Below are 18,018 nucleotides of genomic sequence, written 5' to 3' on the forward strand. Positions count from 1 at the left end.
GCTCAGCCGACCCGCGCCAGCACCTCCCCCGTCCGCCTGCTCCACGCCACCACCACCGCCTCCTCGGGCACCGGGTGCCAGCGGGTCAGCAGCAGCCAGCGCACGTGGTAGCGGCGGACGACGGCGGCGCGCCCGGCGCGGGTCGAGTCCGGCGCGAGGTACGCCTCGACGTCGGCGACCCTGCGCCGCCGCTCCCGCTCGTCCAGGGAGGGGTCCGGCCAGGCGGGCGCCGCGAGGTTCGGCCCGTACCCGGCGATGACGTGCCCGGCGTAGTAGCCGTCGGTGATCACCACCTCGCCGGGACCGATGTGCCGGGCCGCCCACTCGTACGTGGGCCACTCGGGCGGCCGTGCGAAGCCGACCGGGTCCACCGCGCGCGGCACCACCGCTCCCACGTGGACCGTGAGGAACCCGACCAGGGCGCCGGCCGCCGCCGTCCAGCCCAGCGCCGTCCGCCACCGTGCCCACGGCCTGGGCGTCGCCAGCTCCACCGCCAGCGCGAACTGCAGCGGCACCAGCGTGAGCCCGAGGATCCGGCCGTAGGTGTAGTGGCCGCTGAACCAGCCGTAGGCCACCACCACGCAGTCCAGCGCGAACATCAGCACCAGCGGGTCCCGCGGCGAGCGGCGTCCGCGGACCCACAGGGCCGGCAGGCCGAGCAGGGCCAGCCAGAACTCCCCGGGCAGGTGGAGGTAGAGGACCCGGTGGATCGCGTCCACGCTGCCGTCGCCCGCCAGCGCGAACACGTCGAAGTACGGCCAGGCCGCAGCCGCCCCCACCGCCACGGCGCCCGTCAGCGCCCACCGCCCCACGACCGGACCCCGCCACCCGCGCTGCCACCCGGCCACCAGCGCCACCGCGCCGAGCACCGCCGCCACCGAAGTGATCGGGTGGACCAGCAGGATCAGGCCGTACAGGACGCCCAGCGCCCCGTACCCGGGCAGGCCGCGCAGCCCGCTCGGGCCCACGTACCGCACCCGGCGCGTGTCCCGGGCCCGCGCGCCGGTCAGCGCCCAGGCCCAGAAGGTGAGCCCGATCGCGAACGTCGACGGGTAGCCGAGGTTGCCCGTCATCGACATCAGCCCGAGGTAGCCGCTCCACCAGGCCCGCTCGGTGCCCCACAGCAGCGTCATCGTGCCCAGCGCGAGCACCGGCGCCCACGGCCGCGGGGTCAGCACCCGCACGAAGCGGTTCAGGCCGGTCAGCAGCACCAGCAGGTTCAGCGGCCCGGCGAGCCGCACCACCTCCCAGCCGCCCAGCCCCGTCAGCCGCGCGAACGCGCCCTCGGCCACCGCGTACGGCGAGTAGTAGGCACTGCCCGCGCCCGGCAGGTCGGCCATCGGGTGGCGCGGGTGGAGGAGGTCGGCCTTCAGGCGTTCGACGACGGCCGCGTGCTGGCCCGCGTCGCAGCACAGCGGCACCGCCCAGTACGCCAGCGTCACCACGACGAAGAAGCAGAAACCGACGACCTGGTACGGGGTGGGGCGCCAGGTGCGGCGGCCGCGCAACGCCGTCGCGCCGCTCGCGGGCCGCCGGTCGAGGACGCCGGCGCTCACAGGACGGACAGGGAAAAGGGCATTCGGGGCATTTGCCGTATGTTCCCGATGGGGTGCGGCCCATGACCCCAAGTCACCTCAACGGGTGACGCTCAGCCGACCGCCTCCGCCCGCTCCACCCGCCCCCGCACCGGCACCGGCGCCCGGCCGCCCCGCACCACCGGCTCCAGCAGCAGCGGCACCCCGGCCACCGGCAGCAGCCACGCCAGCACGATCAGCCGCTCGCCCCAGATGTTGATGTCCGGATGCCCGGCCTGCGTCATGATCCCGGTGCACGCCGCCGCGACCAGGAAGACGCCGACCGCGCCGCCGCGCCGCAGCGCACCCCACGCCCCGGCGGCCAGCGCCGCCACGAACAGCGGCTGCCCGGCCTGCCTGCGCAGCCACTCCACCCAGAAGTTGCCCTGCAACTGCCAGAACTCCGGCCACGGGTGCACGCGGTCGGGACGGGCGTAGTGGCCGGTGAGCAGGTCCTGGAGGCTGTCCGCCTCCGAGGGGTAGTGCAGCAGCCGCGCCAGCAGCAGGGTGACGGCCGCGCCCGCCAGGCCCACGGCCGCGAGCGCCAGCACCTCCCCGGGCGCCGGGCCGCCCGGCCGCCGGCGGCGTCGCCGGTGCCGCCGCAGGGCGAGCACCGCGCCCGCCGCCGCCAGGGCCAGGCCCAGGAACAGCGCCTGCGAGTGCTTGACCGTGAACAGGGCGAGCAGACAACCGGCGACCAGCGCCAGCCCCGCCCGCGGCCGGCCCGCCCGCAGGACCAGCGCGCAGCCCCACACCGCCGCCAGGGTCAGCGCCATCAGCAGGCCCTCGGTCATCGGGCGCATCGCGGTCGTCCCGCACGGCAGCACGTAGTACAGCGCCTGCCCGGTCAGGGCGAGCGGCACCGGCACCGCCAGGGTGCGCAGGACCAGGAAGACCAGGACGCCGCCCGCGCCCGCGATCACCACCCCCGCCGCCCACAGCCCCCACGCCGGCCCGAAGGCCAGGACGAACGGCACCAGGAACGCCGGGTAGCCCGGCCGTGCCTCGAAGATCGCCATGAAGCGCTCCGACATGTACGGCAGAGTGTGACCGCCCTTATGACCGGCCGTCAGCCGCGGCCGGAGCGCCGCCCACTCCCGCTCGCGGCACCCGGCCGTCACCGCGACGGTGGGGTCGGGGCGGTGGAAGCGGATCACGTGCACGCTCTGGTCCCGGCGGGCCCGCTCCGCCCGGCTCGCGCACACGTAGTCGATGGTGGCCGTCGCCACCTCGTGTGTGCTCCGACCGGACAGGCTCAGCGCGTACGACAGGTAGTTCTTGGTGTCGGGGGTGTCCCGGCCGGTGACGTTGGCGAGCTGGAGCACGGCGAACACGGCGGCCAGGACCAGCACCCCGAGGACCGGGCCGCGCACCCGTCTGCGGGGTCTCATGTCGAGGGCAGCAGGTCGCGTCCGGACGGAACGCCCCGGGCGCCGGGGACACCGGAGGGCTCCGGGCCGGGCATCGGCTCGCCCAGCAGCAGCGTCCGCACCACCCGTTCGGCGGCCCGGCCGTCCTCGTACTCGCAGTACCGGGACCGGAAGGCCGCCCGCATCCGCGCCGCCTCCTCGTCCCGCCACGCCCCGGACGCCAGCAGCCACGCCAGCTCCCGGTAGGAGCGCGAGACGTGCCCGGGCGCCTCCTCGGTGATGTCGAAGTACGTCCCGCGGGTCGCCGTGTACGGGCCCCAGTCGTCGGCGTGGACCACGATCGGGCGGTCCAGGAGGACGTAGTCGAACATCAGGGCGGAGTAGTCGGTGATCAGCAGGTCGGAGGCGAGCATCAGGTCCTCGACGTGCGGTTCGTCCGTCACGTCGACCACCACGCCCCGCCGGTGCAGCTCCGACAGGCCCAGGCCGCGCGCCGGGCCGGTGGCGAGGGAGGGGTGCAGGCGGACCAGCAGCGTGCGGTCCTCGCCGAGGTCGGCGGCGAGCCGGGCCAGGTCGAGGCGTTCGACGAGCCCGCCGCGCCGGTACTCGCGGCGGGTCGGCGCGTACAGCACGACGGTGTTCCCGGCGGGGACGCCGAGCCGCTCGCGGACCCGGCGGCCGTCCTCGGGGCCGGCGTTCACCAGGACGTCGTTGCGCGGGCTGCCGGTGCGCGCCGACGTGAAGTGGCACGGGTAGGCCCGCTCCCAGATCCGCTCCGCGTACCGCCCCGCGACCAGGCTGTGGTCCCAGCGGTCGGCCCGGCGCAGCATCTGCGGCACGTCCAGGCCGTGCCGGGCCCCTGGCCTGCCCAGCAGGTCGACGCCCATGTACTTGAGCGGGGTGCCCTGGTGGGTGTGGACGTGGACGCTGCCGTCCCGCTTCGCCACCGCTCCGGGCCAGTTGACGTTGTTGACGAGGAACGCCGCCCGCTCGGTCACCCGGCGGTAGGCGGCACTGCCCAGGAGCACGTGCTCGGTGCCCGGCGGCAGCAGGGCCGGGTCCGCCGCGCACTCCTCGTCGCGCACCACCCACACCCCGCGCAGGTGCGGCGCGTGCTCCCGGGCCGCACGGTGGATCGCCGCGGGGTCGCCGAGGACACCCCGGTGGGAGAAGGCCGAGTACACGACGAGGTCCGGGTCCACCGGCCGGCGGGGGAGCAGGACGGCCGTCGCCCGGCGCGCCCGCCGGGCCGCCGCGCCGCGCGCCTGCCGGGTCCGGCGCTCCAGCTCCCGCGCCGCCCGTCCGGAGTCCCGGCGCACCCGGTAGGCGGCGTACGAGCCCTCCAGCACCCGCAGTTCGGCCGGGACCTCGGCGTCCTTCGGCCGGTGGGCGCGGAACATCTCGGCCGTGCGGCGGAAGAACTCGGCCCGGTCGGACGGCGGCAGCCGGTCCGGCTTGGACAGGATGTCCAGGCAGTGCTCGCCCATCTTGGCGTGCAGGAACGGCCGCCACCGGGCGGACAGTCCGGGGCGGGCGTCGAGGAAGGCGAAGACCCGCTCGTACTGCGCGTGGACGTCGAAGTGCTTGCGGCTGGTCGTGGACAGGATGTTGCCCTGGCGGCGCTGGCGGTAGTTCAGGCAGATCCGGTCCAGCGCGGCGATCCGCTCCGCGCTGAACATGACCGGGAAGGTCCAGGGCGTGTCCTCGTAGTAGCCCGGCGGGAAGGTGAAGCCCTCCCGCTCGACGAAGGCGCGCCGGTAGACCTTGTTCCACACCACCATCAGCAGGTCGAGGATCTCCGGGTGCCCGGCCGCCGTGAACGTGCCGTCGCCGGCCTCCGCGAGCACCCGGGCCAGGACGTTGCGCCGGGTGCCGCCCCACCAGTAGGTGCGCGCGTAGTCGAAGACCAGCACGTCCGGATCGTCCGTCTCCGCGAGCCGGTCGGCCATGGCGCGCAGGGCGCCCGGCGTGAGGGTGTCGTCGCTGTCCAGGAAGAAGAGGTAGTCGCCACTGGCGTGCGGCATCCCGGCGTTGCGGGCCCGGCCGAGGCCGACGTTCTCCTCCAGGTGCAGCACGCGGACCCGGTCGTCGCGGGCCGCGTACTCGTCCAGGATCGCCCCCGAACCGTCCGGGGAGCAGTCGTCGACGGCGATCACCTCGATGTCCCGGAAGGACTGGTCCAGGACCGAGTCGAGGCACTCGCGCAGGAACCCCTGCACCTTGAAGCAGGGGACGATGACGCTGAAGCGGGGCACGGCGGGGTCAGCTCCTTACGAGGGTGGCGGCGGGGGCCGGGACGCGCCGGGCGAGCGGCACCACGGGCGGCAGCGCCTCGGGCGGCTCGCCGAGCAGCACCCGGCGTACGACGCGTTCGGCGGCCCGGCCGTCGTCGAACTCGCAGAACCGCTCCCGGAAGGCCGCCCGCAGCGCCGTCGACTCCGCGTCCGCGTAGGTGCCGTCGGCGAAGAGGCGGGCCAGCTCCTGCGGCGTGCGCGCCACCGGTCCGGGCGGGGCCGCCATCAGGTCGAAGTAGACGCCGCGGGTCTCCCGGTAGACGTCCCAGTCGTCGGCGTACACGACGATCGGGCGGTCCAGGTTGGCGTAGTCGAACATGATGGACGAGTAGTCCGTGATCAGGGCGTCCGCGGCCAGGCACACGTCCTCCGAGGAGCGGTGCGCGGTCACGTCGATGATCCGGCCGGTGCGTTCCCGCTTCCCGCCCCGGTCGTAGAAGTAGTGGGCGCGCAGCAGCACCACCACGTCCTCGCCGGCCGCCTCGCAGAACGCCTCCAGGTCCAGGCCGCCCGCGCCGAACCCGGTCTCGTAGTCCCGGTGCGTCGGCGCGTACAGGACCGCCGTCTTCCCCTCCGGGACGCCCAGTTCGCGCCGCACGCGGGCCACGTCCTCGGCGGTCGCTGTGCAGTAGACGTCGTTGCGCGGGTAGCCGTACTCCAGGTGCTCGTAGGAGCCGGGGAAGGCGCGTTCCCACATCTGGGTGGAGTGCCGGTTGGCGGACAGGTTGTAGTCCCAGCGGTCCACCCGGCCGAGCAGCTTGGTGAAGCTGCCGGTGGCCGCCGCCACCACCGGGTACGGCGACTGGTCCACGCCCATCGTCTTCAGCGGCGTGCCGTGCTGCGTCTGCAGGTGCACGCTGCCGGGGCGCTTGACGACGCCCTCGGCGAAGTTGGCGTTGTTCACGAGGTACGTGGCGCGGGCCAGCACCTCCCAGTACCGGTGGCTGCCGATGACGGCGTGCTCGACGCCCTTCGGCACGGTGTGCGCCTGGTCCGGTTCGACGAGGAACACCGACTTGAGGTGCGGGGCGAGTTCGCGGGCCTTGGCGTGGATCGCGGCCGGGTTGCAGGCGTAGCCGCGGCCCCAGTAGGCGCAGTACACGACGAGGTTCGGGTCCAGCGGGCGGCGCAGCTGCCGGCGGTAGCGCAGCCGGGTGCGCAGTCCCCGCGGCCACGGCAGGCGGCGCAGGACGCCGGCCGCGGCCCGGTTGGCGGCGCGCAGCGCGCGGAAGCCGGTGTAGGAGCCCGACGCCAGCAGCCGGTGCTGCACGCCGAGCCGTCCGCCCGGCGGCCGGAAGCCCGCGGGGCGGTGGCGCCGGTAGAGGCGGCTCGCCCGGCGGTAGAAGGCGCGGCGCCCCCGCCGGGTCAGCCGTCGGGGATGGGTCGCCGTCTTCAGGACCGCCGCGAAGAGCTGCTCGAACAGCGGACCGAGGCGCTCGGGAGGCAGTCCCCGCTCGGCGGCGTACGCGAGGGCCAGCTCGGTCTGGTCGAGCAGGTCCGCGTGGTGCTCGCCGGGCAGGTTCAGCCGGTTGCCCTGGCGCCGCACCCGGTGCCGCACGGCCACGGTGCGCAGCACCGCCACGCGCTCGGCCCGCACCGCGACGCGGGCGCCGAAGCCGACGTCCGTGAAGTGTCCGGCGGTGAAGTCCAGCCCGCGCTCGGTGAGGAAGGTGCGGCGGTGCACCGCGCTCCACGCGGGCAGGTGCACGCCGGTCAGGTGCGGGGCGCGGTCGGGGGAGAAGGCGCCGTCCGGAGCCTTGGCGAGGAGCGGGGCGGCCGGGTTGGTGGTCTCCCCCTCCCACCAGGGCACGCGCTCGTACGCGAAGTACAGGACGTCGACGCCGCCGGTGTCCGCCAGCCGCGCGTCCAGGGCCGCCAGCGCGCCGGGCACCAGGACGTCGTCGCCGTCGAGGAACAGCAGGTACGCGCCGGTCGCCGCACGCATCCCGGCGTTGCGCGCGCCGGCCAGGCCGGCCGACGGCGGCGAGTGCACCGGCGTCACCCGGGAGTCCCGCTCGGCGTGCTCGCCGGCGACGTCCGCCGCCGTGCCGTCCGGGCCGTCGCAGACCGGGATCAGCTCGAAGTCGCCGAAGGACTGGCCGAGGACCGAGTCCAGTGCCTGGGAGAGCCGCCCCGCGACCCCATGGGACGGGACGATGATGCTGAAGCGGGGCATGCTGCTCTTTCTCTTCTCTCACTCGCCGGACGGGAGCCCGGGGGAACTCCCGGTGGACCAACGGCGGTCAGAGGCTGTCGGTGACGGTGCGGGGTCCCACGGGTTGCGGCACCGTGGCCAGCGGGGCGGGGGTGCGGACGAGGGCCGCCGGGGGAGCGGGGCGGCGCTCGGCGAGCGGCACGACCGGCGGCGGGTCCTGCTCGCCCAGGACGACGCGGCGTACGACGCGTTCGGCGGCGCGGCCGTCGTCGTACGGGCAGAACCGCTCGCGGAAGGCGGCCCGCAGCCGGGCGGACCGGGTGCCGTGCCACTCGCCGCTCGCGAACACGCCGATCAGCTCGTCCTCGTCCCGGGCGATCGCGCCCGGCGGGAAGGACCGCAGGTCGACGTAGGTGCCGCGGACCGCCTCGTACGCCTCCGGCTCGTCGGCGTGGAGCACGATCGGGCGGTCCAGTCCCGCGCAGTCGAACATCAGCGACGAGTAGTCGGTGACCAGGGCGTCCGCGGCCAGGCACAGCGACTCCACGTGCGGATGGCCGCTGACGTCCAGCACCCGGCCGGCGGAGGCGGCGAGCGGGCCGCCGTGGGCGGGGTGGGCGCGGGCCAGCACCATGAAGCGCGGGCCGAGGCGGCGTACGACCCGCTCCAGGTCCAGGGCGGCCCGCTGGGTGCGCCGGTAGTCGCGGTGGGTGGGCGCGTACAGGATCGCGACCGTGCCCTCGGGGATGCCGAGGGTCTCCCGCAGCCGGGCCACGTCCGCCGCCGTCGCGCGCTGGAGGACGTCGGTGCGCGGCTGCCCGTGCTCGAGGGCGGTCCAGCCGCCCGGGTGGACGCGTTCCCAGGTCAGGGTGGAGTGGCGGTTGGCGGAGACCACGTAGTCCCAGGAGCCGGCCTCGCGCAGCAGCCCGGTGAAGTCGGTGCCGCGGGCGACGCCGGGGCGCTCCTGGAGGTCCAGGCCCATGTGCTTGAGGGGCGTCCCCGCCTGCGTCTGCACCAGGACCTGGCCCCGGCGTCTGACCAGGCCCGGACCGAAGGGCGCGTCGCACACCAGGTAGCGGGAGCGGGCCAGGGCCGTGCCGTGGGCGGCTGTGCCCGGCGTCAGGCGGCGGGTGCCGGGCGGGACGGTGTGGTGGTGTGCCGGGTCGGCGGCCCACGCCGTGCGCACGTGCGGCGCGAGGCGGCGGAACGCCTCCTCCAGCGCGCCCGGGTCGCGGCCGTACCCCCGGTTGCCCTCGACGGCGAAGACGGCGCGGTCGGCGCGGAGCGGGAGGCAGCACTGGACGCGGTAGTGCAGGCGCAGGGCGCCGGCCCGGGCGGCGCGCAGGAGCGCCGACGCGCCCCTCGCCGTGCGGCGGCGCAGTGCCGAGGCCAGACGGAGGGCAGCGTAGGTGCGGCGCAGGCCGAGGCGGAGCAGGGCGTGGCGCAGGCGGACGGGCAGCGGTGCGGGGGCGCCGGGCACCCGGTAGCGGCGGCAGTGGACGCGGGCCCGGCGCAGGAACTCGGCGCGCAGGGGGCGCGGGAGGCGGTCGGGGCGGGTGTACACCGTCGTGAGGTGGTCGGCCATCCGGCGGTACAGGAGAGGGCGCCAGCGGGCCGGGTCCGGGTGCGTCGCCTCGCGGGCCTCCAGGAACGCGAAGACGCGGTCGTACTGCGTGAACACGTCCAGGTGCCGCTCGCTCGGCGTGCCGAGGATGCTGCCCCGCAGGCGCTGGCGGTAGTGCACGCAGACCCGGTCCAGGGTGGCGATGGTCCCCGCGGTGATCAGGACCGGGTAGGTCCACGGGGTGTCCTCGTAGTAGCCCGGCGGGAAGGCGAGGCCCTCGCGCTCGGCGAACTCCCGCCGCACCGCCTTGTTCCAGGCCACCATGAGCAGCTTCAGCAGCCCCGGCCGGTCGGCGAGCCGGAACGGCGCGGGGCCCTGCTCGGTGAGGTGCGCGGCGGCCTGGTTGCGGACGGTCTTGCCGGTCCAGTAGGTGCGCGCGTAGTCGTAGACGAGGACGTCCGGGTCGCCGGTCTCCTTGATCCGGTCGGCGACGGCCCGCAGCGCGTGCGGGGTGAGGGTGTCGTCGCCGTCGAGGAAGACCAGGTAGTCGCCGACCGCCCGCTCCATCCCGGCGTTGCGGGCGGGGCCCAGGCCCTCGTTGCGCGGCAGGCGGACGACGCGGACGCGCGGGTCCAGGGCCGCGAACTCGTCGGCGATCGCGCCACAGGCGTCCGGCGAGCAGTCGTCGACCACGATCACCTCGAAGTCCGGGTACGACTGGGCCAGCACCGACTCCAGGCACGCGTGCAGATACGCCTGAACCTGATGCGCGGGAACGATGACACTGAACCTGGGCACGGGGACATCCATGGGTCGGCGGGATCGGCGCGGGCGTTCTGCCCGGCAACGCCCCCGGGAGCGACTTGGTTACGGCCGCCGCGGCATTCGGGGGGATGGTGTGCCCGTACGTGTGAAGGGGCGGGCCGGAAACCGGCCCGCCCCTCAAGGGTGGTGTCGTGCCGTCTACTTGACGGCGCCCGCCATGACCCCGGAGACGAACTGCCGCTGGAACGCGAAGAACACGGCCAGCGGGATCACCATGGAGATGAACGCCCCCGGCGCCAGCACGTCGATGTTGTTCCCGAACTGCCGTACCTGCGTCTGCAGGGCGACCGTGATCGGCTGGCTCCCGGAGTCCGAGAAGATCAGCGCGACCAGCATGTCGTTCCACACCCACAGGAACTGGAAGATGCCCAGGCTCGCGATCGCGGGCCCGCCGAGGGGCATCACCACCCGTGCGAACAGCCGGAGTTCGCCCGCGCCGTCCAGACGGGCCGCCTCCAGCAGCTCCCTCGGGATCTCCGCGAAGAAGTTCCGCAGCAGGAACACCGCGAAGGGCAGACCGAAGCCCACGTGGAAGAGGATCACGCCGAGGATCGAACCGAACAGGCCGATCCTGCCGAAGAGTTCGGCGATAGGGATGAGCGCGACCTGCACGGGCACGACCAGCAGTCCGACCACGGCCAGGAACCACCAGTCGCGGCCGGGGAAGTCCATCCACGCGAAGGCGTACCCGGCCAGCGCCCCGATGACCACGACCAGGACGGTCGCGGGGACGGTGATCAGGGCGGTGTTGAGGAGGGAGGAGGTGATGTCGCCGTTCTTGAGCAGCTCCTCGTAGCTCTGGAAGGTGAGCCGGGACGGTTCGGTGAAGACCGTCCACCACCCGCTCGCCGCCATGTCCTGGGGCGTGCGCAGCGAGGACAGCAGCAGCCCGATCGTCGGGACCAGCCAGAACAGGCCCACCACGATCAGGAACACCCGGACGAGGCCGCCGCTGACCGCCTCGGCGAGCCGGGACCCGAGCGACTGCTTCGCCTTGACGACCGTCCCGGGCGGCTGTGCGGCCGCCGTGGTGAGGGAACCCGCCTCCGCGGTCATCGCCGCACCTCCCGCCGCAGCCGCCGTACGTTGAACCACATCACCGGGATCACCAGGAGCAGCAGGAACACCGCGATGGCGCTGGCGATGCCCGGCTGGTCGGAGGCGAAGCCCTTGCGGTACAGCTCCAGGGCGAGCACGTTGGCGTCGTCCTGGGAGGAGCCCGGGGCGATGATGAAGACCAGGTCGAAGACCTTCAGCACGTTGATCATCAGGGTGACGACGACCACCGCGAGGACCGGCGCCAGCAGCGGCACCGTGACCCGTCTGAAGACCTGCCACTCGTTGGCGCCGTCGACCCGGGCGGCCTCCAGCAGCTCCCTGGGGACCCCGGCCAGGCCCGCCGCGATCAGCACCATCGCGAAGCCCGCCCACATCCACACGTACGACCCGATGATCGCCGGGGTGACGAGGGAGGGGCCGAGCCAGTTCAGGCCGTTGTACGGCTCCTTGAAGTTGTCGGCGGGCAGTCTGAGCAGCGCCCCGTCGGCCGCCGCGGGCAGCGTGAAGGTGCCGTCCCCGGCCGCCGTGGCCGACGCCACCACCTTGCCGTCCTTGACCGCCTCGATCTTCATCCCGGCGTAGCCCAGCTCGGCCGCGTCGACGGCGCCCGGCTTGCCGACGCCCTTGCCGCGGGTGAAGTCCTGCCAGGCGGTGCCGGTGACCCTGCCCTCCTCCGGCTCGGCGGCCACGGCGTTCTTCGCGTCGCCGGGCATCTGCTCGGGTGCGACGCCCACGAGGGGCAGGGCGACCGGGGTGCCCGCGCTGACCGGCTGCTTCGTGATGAACGCGCCGCCGCCGGCCGGTTCCAGCGGCGAGTCGCGGCCCGGGTGCGCCTTCGGGAAGGCGGACGACTCGGCGAACGTGTCGTGCACTCCCACCCACACCGCGTTGGCGACGCCCTTGTCCGGGTCCTGGTCGTACACCAGGCGGAAGATGATGCCCGCCGCGAGCATCGAGATCGCCATCGGCATGAAGACGACCAGCTTGAACGCCGTGCCCCAGCGGATGCGTTCGGTCAGCACCGCGAAGACCAGGCCGAGCGCGGTGGCGACCGTCGGGGCGAACACCACCCAGATGATGTTGTTCTTCAGGGCGGTGCGGATGCCGTCGTCGGTGAACAGCGCCTCGTAGTTGTCGAACCCGGCGAAGGAGTCGCCGGACTGGTCGTAGAAGCTGCGGATCAGCGAGTACCCAATCGGGTAGACCACGAGCGCGCCGAGCAGCACCAGGGCGGGCAGCAGGAACAGCGCCGCCACCGACCTGCGCGTGCCGGTCACGCTCTTGCGCGGCCTGCGCGAACGGGGTGACTGGGGAGCGGCGGGGTCCCGTGAGGTCCCCGCCGCCGTGGCCGACGTCATCGCGTCAGCCTCCGTAGGCGGCGGCCGCGTCCGCCTCCAGCTTCGCCTGGGCGCCCGCGACGTCCTTCGGGTTCTTCAGGAAGTCCTGCAGGGTCTTCCACTCGCCCTTGCCCGGGGTGCCGCCGAAGGCCTGCGGGGCCTGGTCCGACATGTCGAAGCGGAAGTCGTCACCGGCCGCGACCAGCGCCTCGGCGATCTTCTTCTGCACGTCGTTCGGGTACGCCGACGCGTCGACGCTCTTGTTGGGCGAGAGGAACCCGCCGAGCTTCGCCTGGATCGCCGCCGCGTCCGGCGAGGCCAGCCAGGTGGCCAGCGCCTGCGCCGCCTTCGAGTCCTTGAAGACCACGGCCGCGTCACCGCCGGAGACCACCGGCGCGGTGTCGCCGACGGCCGGGAACGGGAACACCTTCGCGTCCGTGCCGACCTTGGCCTCGGTCTCACCGATGTTGACCTGGACGAAGTCGCCCTCGTAGACCATGCCCGCCTTGGGCTGGTCGCCGCCCGTGAAGGTCTGCGTCACCGAGGCCGGGAACTCCGTCTGCAGCGCGCCGGACGCGCCGCCCGCGACGAAGTCCTTCTTGCCCCAGACCTGGGCGAGCGTGGTCAGGGCCTCCTTCACGGAGGGGTCCGTCCACTTGATCTTGTGCTGGGCGAGCTGGTCGTACTTCTCCGGACCCGCCTGCGAGAGGTAGACGTTCTCGAACCAGTCGGTCAGCGTCCAGCCGTCCGCGCCGCCGACGGAGAACGGCGTGACACCCGAGTCGTAGACCATCTGCGCGGCGTCGAGCAGCTCGTCCCAGGTCTTGGGCTCGGACGCGCCCGCGTTCTCGAAGACCTGCGCGTTGTACCAGATCAGCGACTTGTTGGCGGCCTTGTAGTACACGCCGTACTGCTTGCCGCCGACCTTGCCGATGTCCTGCCAGCCCTGCGAGTAGTTCTCGCCCAGTTCCTTGGTGGCCTCGGCACCCAGCGGCTTGGCCCAGCCCTTGTCGACCGCCTGCTTGATGGCGCCGGGCTGCGGGAGCATCGCCACGTCCGGCGGGGCACCGCCCGCGATCTTCGAACCCAGGAAGTTGATGATCGGGTCCTGGGCCGGCACGAAGGTCACCTTGGCGCCGGTGCGCTTCTCGAACTCGGCGAGGACCTTCTTGAAGTTCTCCTGCTCGGTGCCGGTCCAGACGGCGGCGACCTCCAGGGTCTCGCCGTCCAGCTTCGGCAGGGTGACGGAGGAGGCGGGCTGCTTGCTCCCACCGCCCTGATCGCCCTTGTCGCCGCCGCCGTTGTCGTCGTCGCCGCTGCACGCGGTGAGCGAGAGCGCGAGTGCTCCCGCCGCGAGGACGGCTGCGGTCCTGCTGCCCCTCTTGACCGTTCTGCGTGTCCGGATGGTGCTGCTCGTGCGCATCACTGCCCCGTTCTTCGTTCCTCTTCGAACGCTCGGCGCTGTCCCGTGCGCTCTGGTGTACGCCAGGGGGGTGAGAGCGGCAAGGGCGCGTCCGCGGTCAAGTGGGGTTTCGTGACCGCGTCGTGACCATGATCAGGCACCGGGCCCCGGTACGGGTGTTTCGCAGCTGCCGCCCCCGGCCCCCGCTTCGGCCCGGACGGCCCGTCCGCAGACGCCGGACGGGCCGACCCGTGTCCCCGGAATCACAGGAGTGAGGGGACCCGCGCCGCCGACACCTCCCTGGCCGCCCGCTCCAGTGCGCTGGCCAGCAGGGCCAAGTCGGTGGGGCCGTTGCCCAGTTCGCGAACCGGGCGGCGGGTGGGCGGGTCGCCCATGCGGTGCCATTCCAGGGGGACCACCGTGGGGCGCAGGGTCGCCGTGCGCGGGATGCGGCCCGTGACCCGGCCGCCCTGGAAGGCGGTGGTGCGTCCGTCGGGGTGGGTCAACCGGCCGCGTCCGGGCGCCGGTTCGTCGGGTCCCGGCACGGGGGCGTCCAGGACCGCGCGCAGGGTCGCGCGCAGGGCGGGCTCCGTACGGTCCGTACGGCCGCCGGGGGCGGTCGCGGCCACCAGGTGGACGCCGAGCCGCTCGCCCTCCCGTGCGACGGCCTCCAGCGCCCGCATCACCGAGCCCGCCGCGGGACGCCCCGGGGAACCGAGCGGGGGCGTGACGAGGGCGTCGAGGTCGTCGACGACCACGACCAGGCGGGGGAGCGGCGGGACGGGCCCCGTACGGCGTCCGGCCGCGGCCGGACGCAGGCGCAGGGTGGAGCTGGGCGGGGACTCCACGTCCCCCGAGTCGGAGACCGGTACGGGCCCCGACGCCGTCGGTGTGCGCTGGGCGACCAGCCGGCCCGACACCTCGCGCCCGGTGTGCCACTCGGTGAAGTGCGACCGTCCGAGCAGCTCGGCGCGCCGCTTCAGCTCGGCGCTCAGGGACTGGGCGAACTCCCGCATGCGCACGGGGTCGTTGGCGGTGAGGTGGGTGGTGACGTGCGGCACGTCCGTGCACACGCGCAGGCCCTCGCCGTGGGCGCCGCCCGAACTCACGCTGTCGCGGCCGTCCATGAGGACGACGCCGAGCCGGTCGGGGCGTTCGGCCGAGGCGAGCGAGGCGACGAGCGCCCGCAGCAGCTCGGTGCGGCCGCTGCCGGGCGGGCCCTCGATCAGCAGGTGCGGTCCCTCGGCGGCCAGGTCGACCAGGACGGGGCCGCGCGGACCGGCGCCCAGCACCGCCTGCGCGCGGCCCCCGAGGGAGCCCGTGTCGTCGGCCGCGGCGGCCCAGCGGGCCATCAGGGAGGCGGGGGTGGCGCGGGCCAGGCCCAGTTCGTCGAGGAGCCGGGCCGTCCGGGGGAGCGGTGCGGACACGCGCGCGTGCTGTTCTCCGCCGGTGGTGGCGCCGTCCGTGCGCAGCGGGGCCAGGGCCCGCGCGAAGCGCTCGGCCCAGGGCAGGGAGACGGCGTCCAGCGTGCCGAGGATGCCGTGACCGACCGGGCCGGCGGGCACGGGCGCCGTGCCCGCGTCCGGGCCCGCGCCGGTGCCCGTGCGGGCGACGCGCAGCAGCCGCAGGGTCGTCGCCACGTCGCCGCTGAGCAGCGCGACGGCACCGCACTCCCGGAACACCGGCGACACCGCGCAGGCCGCCTCGTACGTCCGCGTCACGGGGGACGTGGGGGAGGCGGCGGCCGTCTCGGCGAGGCAGACCACGTGGATCCCGGCCCGCGGCCCCTCCAGGGCCAGCCGCGCCACCGCCTCGCGCACGTCGGCACCGCCGGGGTCCCCGTCCACGACGACCACGGTGTACGGGCCGGCGGAGCCGCCGGCCGGGCCGGTCCCGCCGTCGGAGCGGTCCCGGGCGGGGGGCTGCTGGCGGACGGCCCCCGCGGCCGCGGCCGTAGGCGGGTGGGCCGGGGTGTCCCCGTCCGTGTCCGCGAGGTGGTCGTCCAGGCGGCGCAGGAGCTCCTGGGCGCGGGCGGTGGCCTGTTCGCGGTCGTGGGCGAGCAGCAGGCGGCAGTCCTGGCCGTGTCCCGGGCGCACCTGCGGGAGCCAGCCGAGCCAGGACCACTCGGCGTTCCGCTCGGCGAGCGGACGGGAGCGGTCCGCGCTGATCAGGACGATCTCCAGGGTGTCGGGCGAGTGCAGCGCGGCGAGCTGGGCCAGCACCGAGCGGGCCAGCCCGGTGAGCCGCTCGCTCGGGCCCGCGAGCCCGAGCGCGCCGACCTCGCGCAGGCCGGCGGTGACCGGTACGGCGGGCAGCGGGGCGCCGCCGCCCGGCGCCGGCCGGTCGGCCGTGCCGAGCCGCACGGTGAGCGCCTCCGGGTGGCCCGGGCCGCGCTCCCACAGCCGCGGGCCCGGACCCAGCGCCGTCAGCAGCAGCGAGGCGGGGTCCGGCCAGGTCTCCGGGGCGCGCGAGGTGCCGGAGGGGGCCTCCGGGGCCGGTCCGGCCGCCTCGTCGTCGTATGCGTGGACGCCGGACGTGCCGTCCTCGGGAGCGCCCCCGCGCCCGCCGGCCAGCCGCCGCGCCCACGCGCCTATCCCGCCCCGCCTGCGCACCTCCTGCGGCACGTCGGTACCGCGCAGGGGGGTGCCCTTGCGTCCGGAGCGGGTCTCCGGTGCGGTGTCGGCGCTCCGTCCGGTGCGGGTGCCGGGGCCGGTGGGGGCGCCGGTGCTCCGTCCGCTGCCGGTGCGGTCGCCGGTGCTCCGTTCGGCACCGGAGGGGCCGTCGCCGGTCCCGGCGGCGCCGTACGCGTCCGGTGCCACGGGGCCGGTGCCGTACGCGTCCCCGCCGGGGGTGCCGGTGCGGGGTGCGGGGCCGCCCGGGCCGTACGCGGCCGGTGCGGACGTGCCGCTGCCGTGCCCGTCCCCGCCGGGTACGCCGGTGCCGGAGCTGCCCCGCCCGTACGCGTCCGGCGCGGAGGAACCGCTGCCGTACGCGCCGGCGTGGGGCGTGCCCCCGGCCGGTGCGCCCGCTCCCTGTCCGCCCCGCGGGGCGGCGCCCCGGCCGTGGCCGTCCCCGCCCGCGCGGGGACCGCCCGACGCGGACGATCCCGCGCCCCGGGCGCCGCCGTGGGTCTCGCCCCCGGCGGAGGACTGCCGGGGCAGGCCCGCCGTGGGGCCGGTGCCGTGGCTCTCGATGCGGGGGGCGCCGCCCTGGCCGGGGACCTGCGGCGGCTCGCCCGTGCCGTACGCCGACGTGCCGTACGCGTGGTGCGTCCGCGCGGACGCGCCGGCGCCGCCGGGGCGCGTGCCCCGGGCCGTGGCGTCCGGTGCGGAGCCCGACGGGGCCGCCGTCCGCGCGTGGTCGCCGGTGCCCCCGGGTGCCTCCGCGCCGTCGGCCGCGCGCGCGTGGGGCACCGCGCCGCCGTCTCCGCCGCCCGGGGCGGACGCCCGGAACCCGGACAGCCGTACGTGCCCCTCCCCGTCCGGCGTCGTCGCCACCCGCACCTGTGCCGCCGGCGGCACCGGCACCAGCCGCAGGGCCGACTCGCCGATCCGCAGCAGCGCGCCCGGCGCGAAGCGGACCGGGCGGTCGCCCACGCGGGCGCCGTCCAGGGTGGTGCCGTTGGTGGAGCCCAGGTCGGCGACCGAGACGCGGCCGTCGGGACCCACGGTCACGGCGCAGTGCATGCGGGAGACGTCCGGGTCGTCGAGTGCGACGTCGGCGTCGGCGGAGCGGCCGAGCCGGATCTGGCCGCCGTGCAGGAGGTGGACGCCGCCCGCGTCGGGGCCCGCGACCACGTGCAGCTGGACGGGGACGTCCGCCGGCTCGGCGTGCGGGTCGGGCTCGCCCGGGGCGCCGAGGCAGAGCACGGCGCCGTCGACCAGCGGGGGCTCGCCCAGGGTGCTGCGCTGGGCGTCGAGGCGCTGCGCACCGGAGTACAGCACCACCTGGCCGGAGCCCGTGCCCTCGCCGGGGAGCGTGGCGGCCAGCGCGGAGGCGACCGCGGCCAGGGCCGTCCCGGCCGGCGCGGTGACGAGCACGTCGCACCGCGCGGCGCGAGCCCCCGCCGGGGCGCCGGAAGCTGCCGGGGCGGCCGGAGCACGCGGGCCCAGCGGGTCTACGACGGTCAGCCGGATCTGCATCGCCGTCAGCGGTCCCTTCGCGCGGGCGCCCGCACGCCGGGACGGAAGCCGCCACCACGGTCCCCCACCGCGGACTTCCCCCACCGTCACACGAGCACGTCGGCCAGTACTGCACGCATCCTCGCACCTGCCGCTGACAACGCGCCCGCCGCCCGCCGCCAAATGATCTTGATTGGTCGGCTCTGCCCCCAAAAATGCCTGGCGGGTGCTTCGCGGATGATCGAATGCCGTCCGCTTGAGATCGGTCACGTCCGGGCAGCGGCAACCCGGGGACCGGGTCGCGCGTCTTTCCTTCG

9 protein-coding genes are annotated in these 18,018 nt (G+C 75.2%); all 9 read right to left on the minus strand.

The window, feature by feature from the left end; translation table 11 throughout:
* Positions 1–2 precede the first annotated feature (2 nt).
* The 9 genes from Sdi02f_RS34360 to Sdi02f_RS34400 all read right to left on the minus strand — a co-directional run bounded on the left by Sdi02f_RS34360 (position 3) and on the right by Sdi02f_RS34400 (position 17,722).
* Complete coding sequence (locus Sdi02f_RS34360; protein ID WP_030402061.1) at positions 3–1,556, minus strand: hypothetical protein; 1,554 nt, start codon at positions 1,554–1,556, stop codon at positions 3–5.
* 92 nt (positions 1,557–1,648) lie between these two features.
* A complete protein-coding gene (locus Sdi02f_RS34365) occupies positions 1,649–2,965 on the minus strand; it encodes a hypothetical protein (protein WP_108934734.1) in 1,317 nt (438 codons plus the stop codon).
* Complete coding sequence (locus Sdi02f_RS34370; protein ID WP_030402059.1) at positions 2,962–5,199, minus strand: bifunctional glycosyltransferase/CDP-glycerol:glycerophosphate glycerophosphotransferase; 2,238 nt, start codon at positions 5,197–5,199, stop codon at positions 2,962–2,964. The genes Sdi02f_RS34365 and Sdi02f_RS34370 overlap by 4 nt, the downstream gene beginning before the upstream one ends.
* Positions 5,200–5,206: 7 nt before the next feature.
* Complete coding sequence (locus tag Sdi02f_RS34375) at positions 5,207–7,414, minus strand: bifunctional glycosyltransferase/CDP-glycerol:glycerophosphate glycerophosphotransferase (RefSeq protein ID WP_108934735.1); 2,208 nt, start codon at positions 7,412–7,414, stop codon at positions 5,207–5,209.
* Positions 7,415–7,481: 67 nt separating this feature from the next.
* The gene (locus Sdi02f_RS34380) at positions 7,482–9,755 is read right to left on the minus strand and encodes a bifunctional glycosyltransferase/CDP-glycerol:glycerophosphate glycerophosphotransferase (protein WP_167458297.1); all 2,274 of its coding nucleotides are present in this window, start codon (positions 9,753–9,755) and stop codon (positions 7,482–7,484) included.
* Positions 9,756–9,920: 165 nt separating this feature from the next.
* Positions 9,921–10,838, minus strand: coding sequence for a carbohydrate ABC transporter permease (locus Sdi02f_RS34385; protein WP_108934737.1), 918 nt, complete (start codon positions 10,836–10,838; stop codon positions 9,921–9,923).
* A complete protein-coding gene (locus Sdi02f_RS34390) occupies positions 10,835–12,118 on the minus strand; it encodes a carbohydrate ABC transporter permease (RefSeq protein ID WP_030402055.1) in 1,284 nt (427 codons plus the stop codon). Before Sdi02f_RS34390 ends, Sdi02f_RS34385 begins: the two co-directional genes overlap by 4 nt.
* A gap of 85 nt (positions 12,119–12,203) precedes the next feature.
* Complete coding sequence (locus Sdi02f_RS34395; protein WP_108934738.1) at positions 12,204–13,601, minus strand: ABC transporter substrate-binding protein; 1,398 nt, start codon at positions 13,599–13,601, stop codon at positions 12,204–12,206.
* A gap of 242 nt (positions 13,602–13,843) precedes the next feature.
* Positions 13,844–17,722 carry an FHA domain-containing protein gene (locus tag Sdi02f_RS34400; protein WP_108934739.1) on the minus strand — a complete coding sequence of 1,293 codons (3,879 nt, stop codon included), beginning with the start codon at positions 17,720–17,722 and terminating at the stop codon, positions 13,844–13,846.
* Between the last annotated feature and the right edge of the window lie 296 nt (positions 17,723–18,018).

Source organism: Streptomyces ardesiacus (assembly GCF_003112575.1).
GTDB classification, from domain to species: domain Bacteria; phylum Actinomycetota; class Actinomycetes; order Streptomycetales; family Streptomycetaceae; genus Streptomyces; species Streptomyces ardesiacus.

Bases quoted from the DNA above. Each gene is read 5' to 3' on its own strand.
- Sdi02f_RS34365 (WP_108934734.1), bottom strand. From the start codon at position 2,965: ATGAGACCCCGCAGACGGGTGCGCGGCCCGGTCCTCGGGGTGCTGGTC.
- Sdi02f_RS34375 (WP_108934735.1), bottom strand. From the start codon at position 7,414: ATGCCCCGCTTCAGCATCATCGTCCCGTCCCATGGGGTCGCGGGGCGG.
- Sdi02f_RS34385 (WP_108934737.1), bottom strand. From the start codon at position 10,838: ATGACCGCGGAGGCGGGTTCCCTCACCACGGCGGCCGCACAGCCGCCC.
- Sdi02f_RS34395 (WP_108934738.1), bottom strand. From the start codon at position 13,601: ATGCGCACGAGCAGCACCATCCGGACACGCAGAACGGTCAAGAGGGGC.
- Sdi02f_RS34400 (WP_108934739.1), bottom strand. From the start codon at position 17,722: ATGCAGATCCGGCTGACCGTCGTAGACCCGCTGGGCCCGCGTGCTCCG.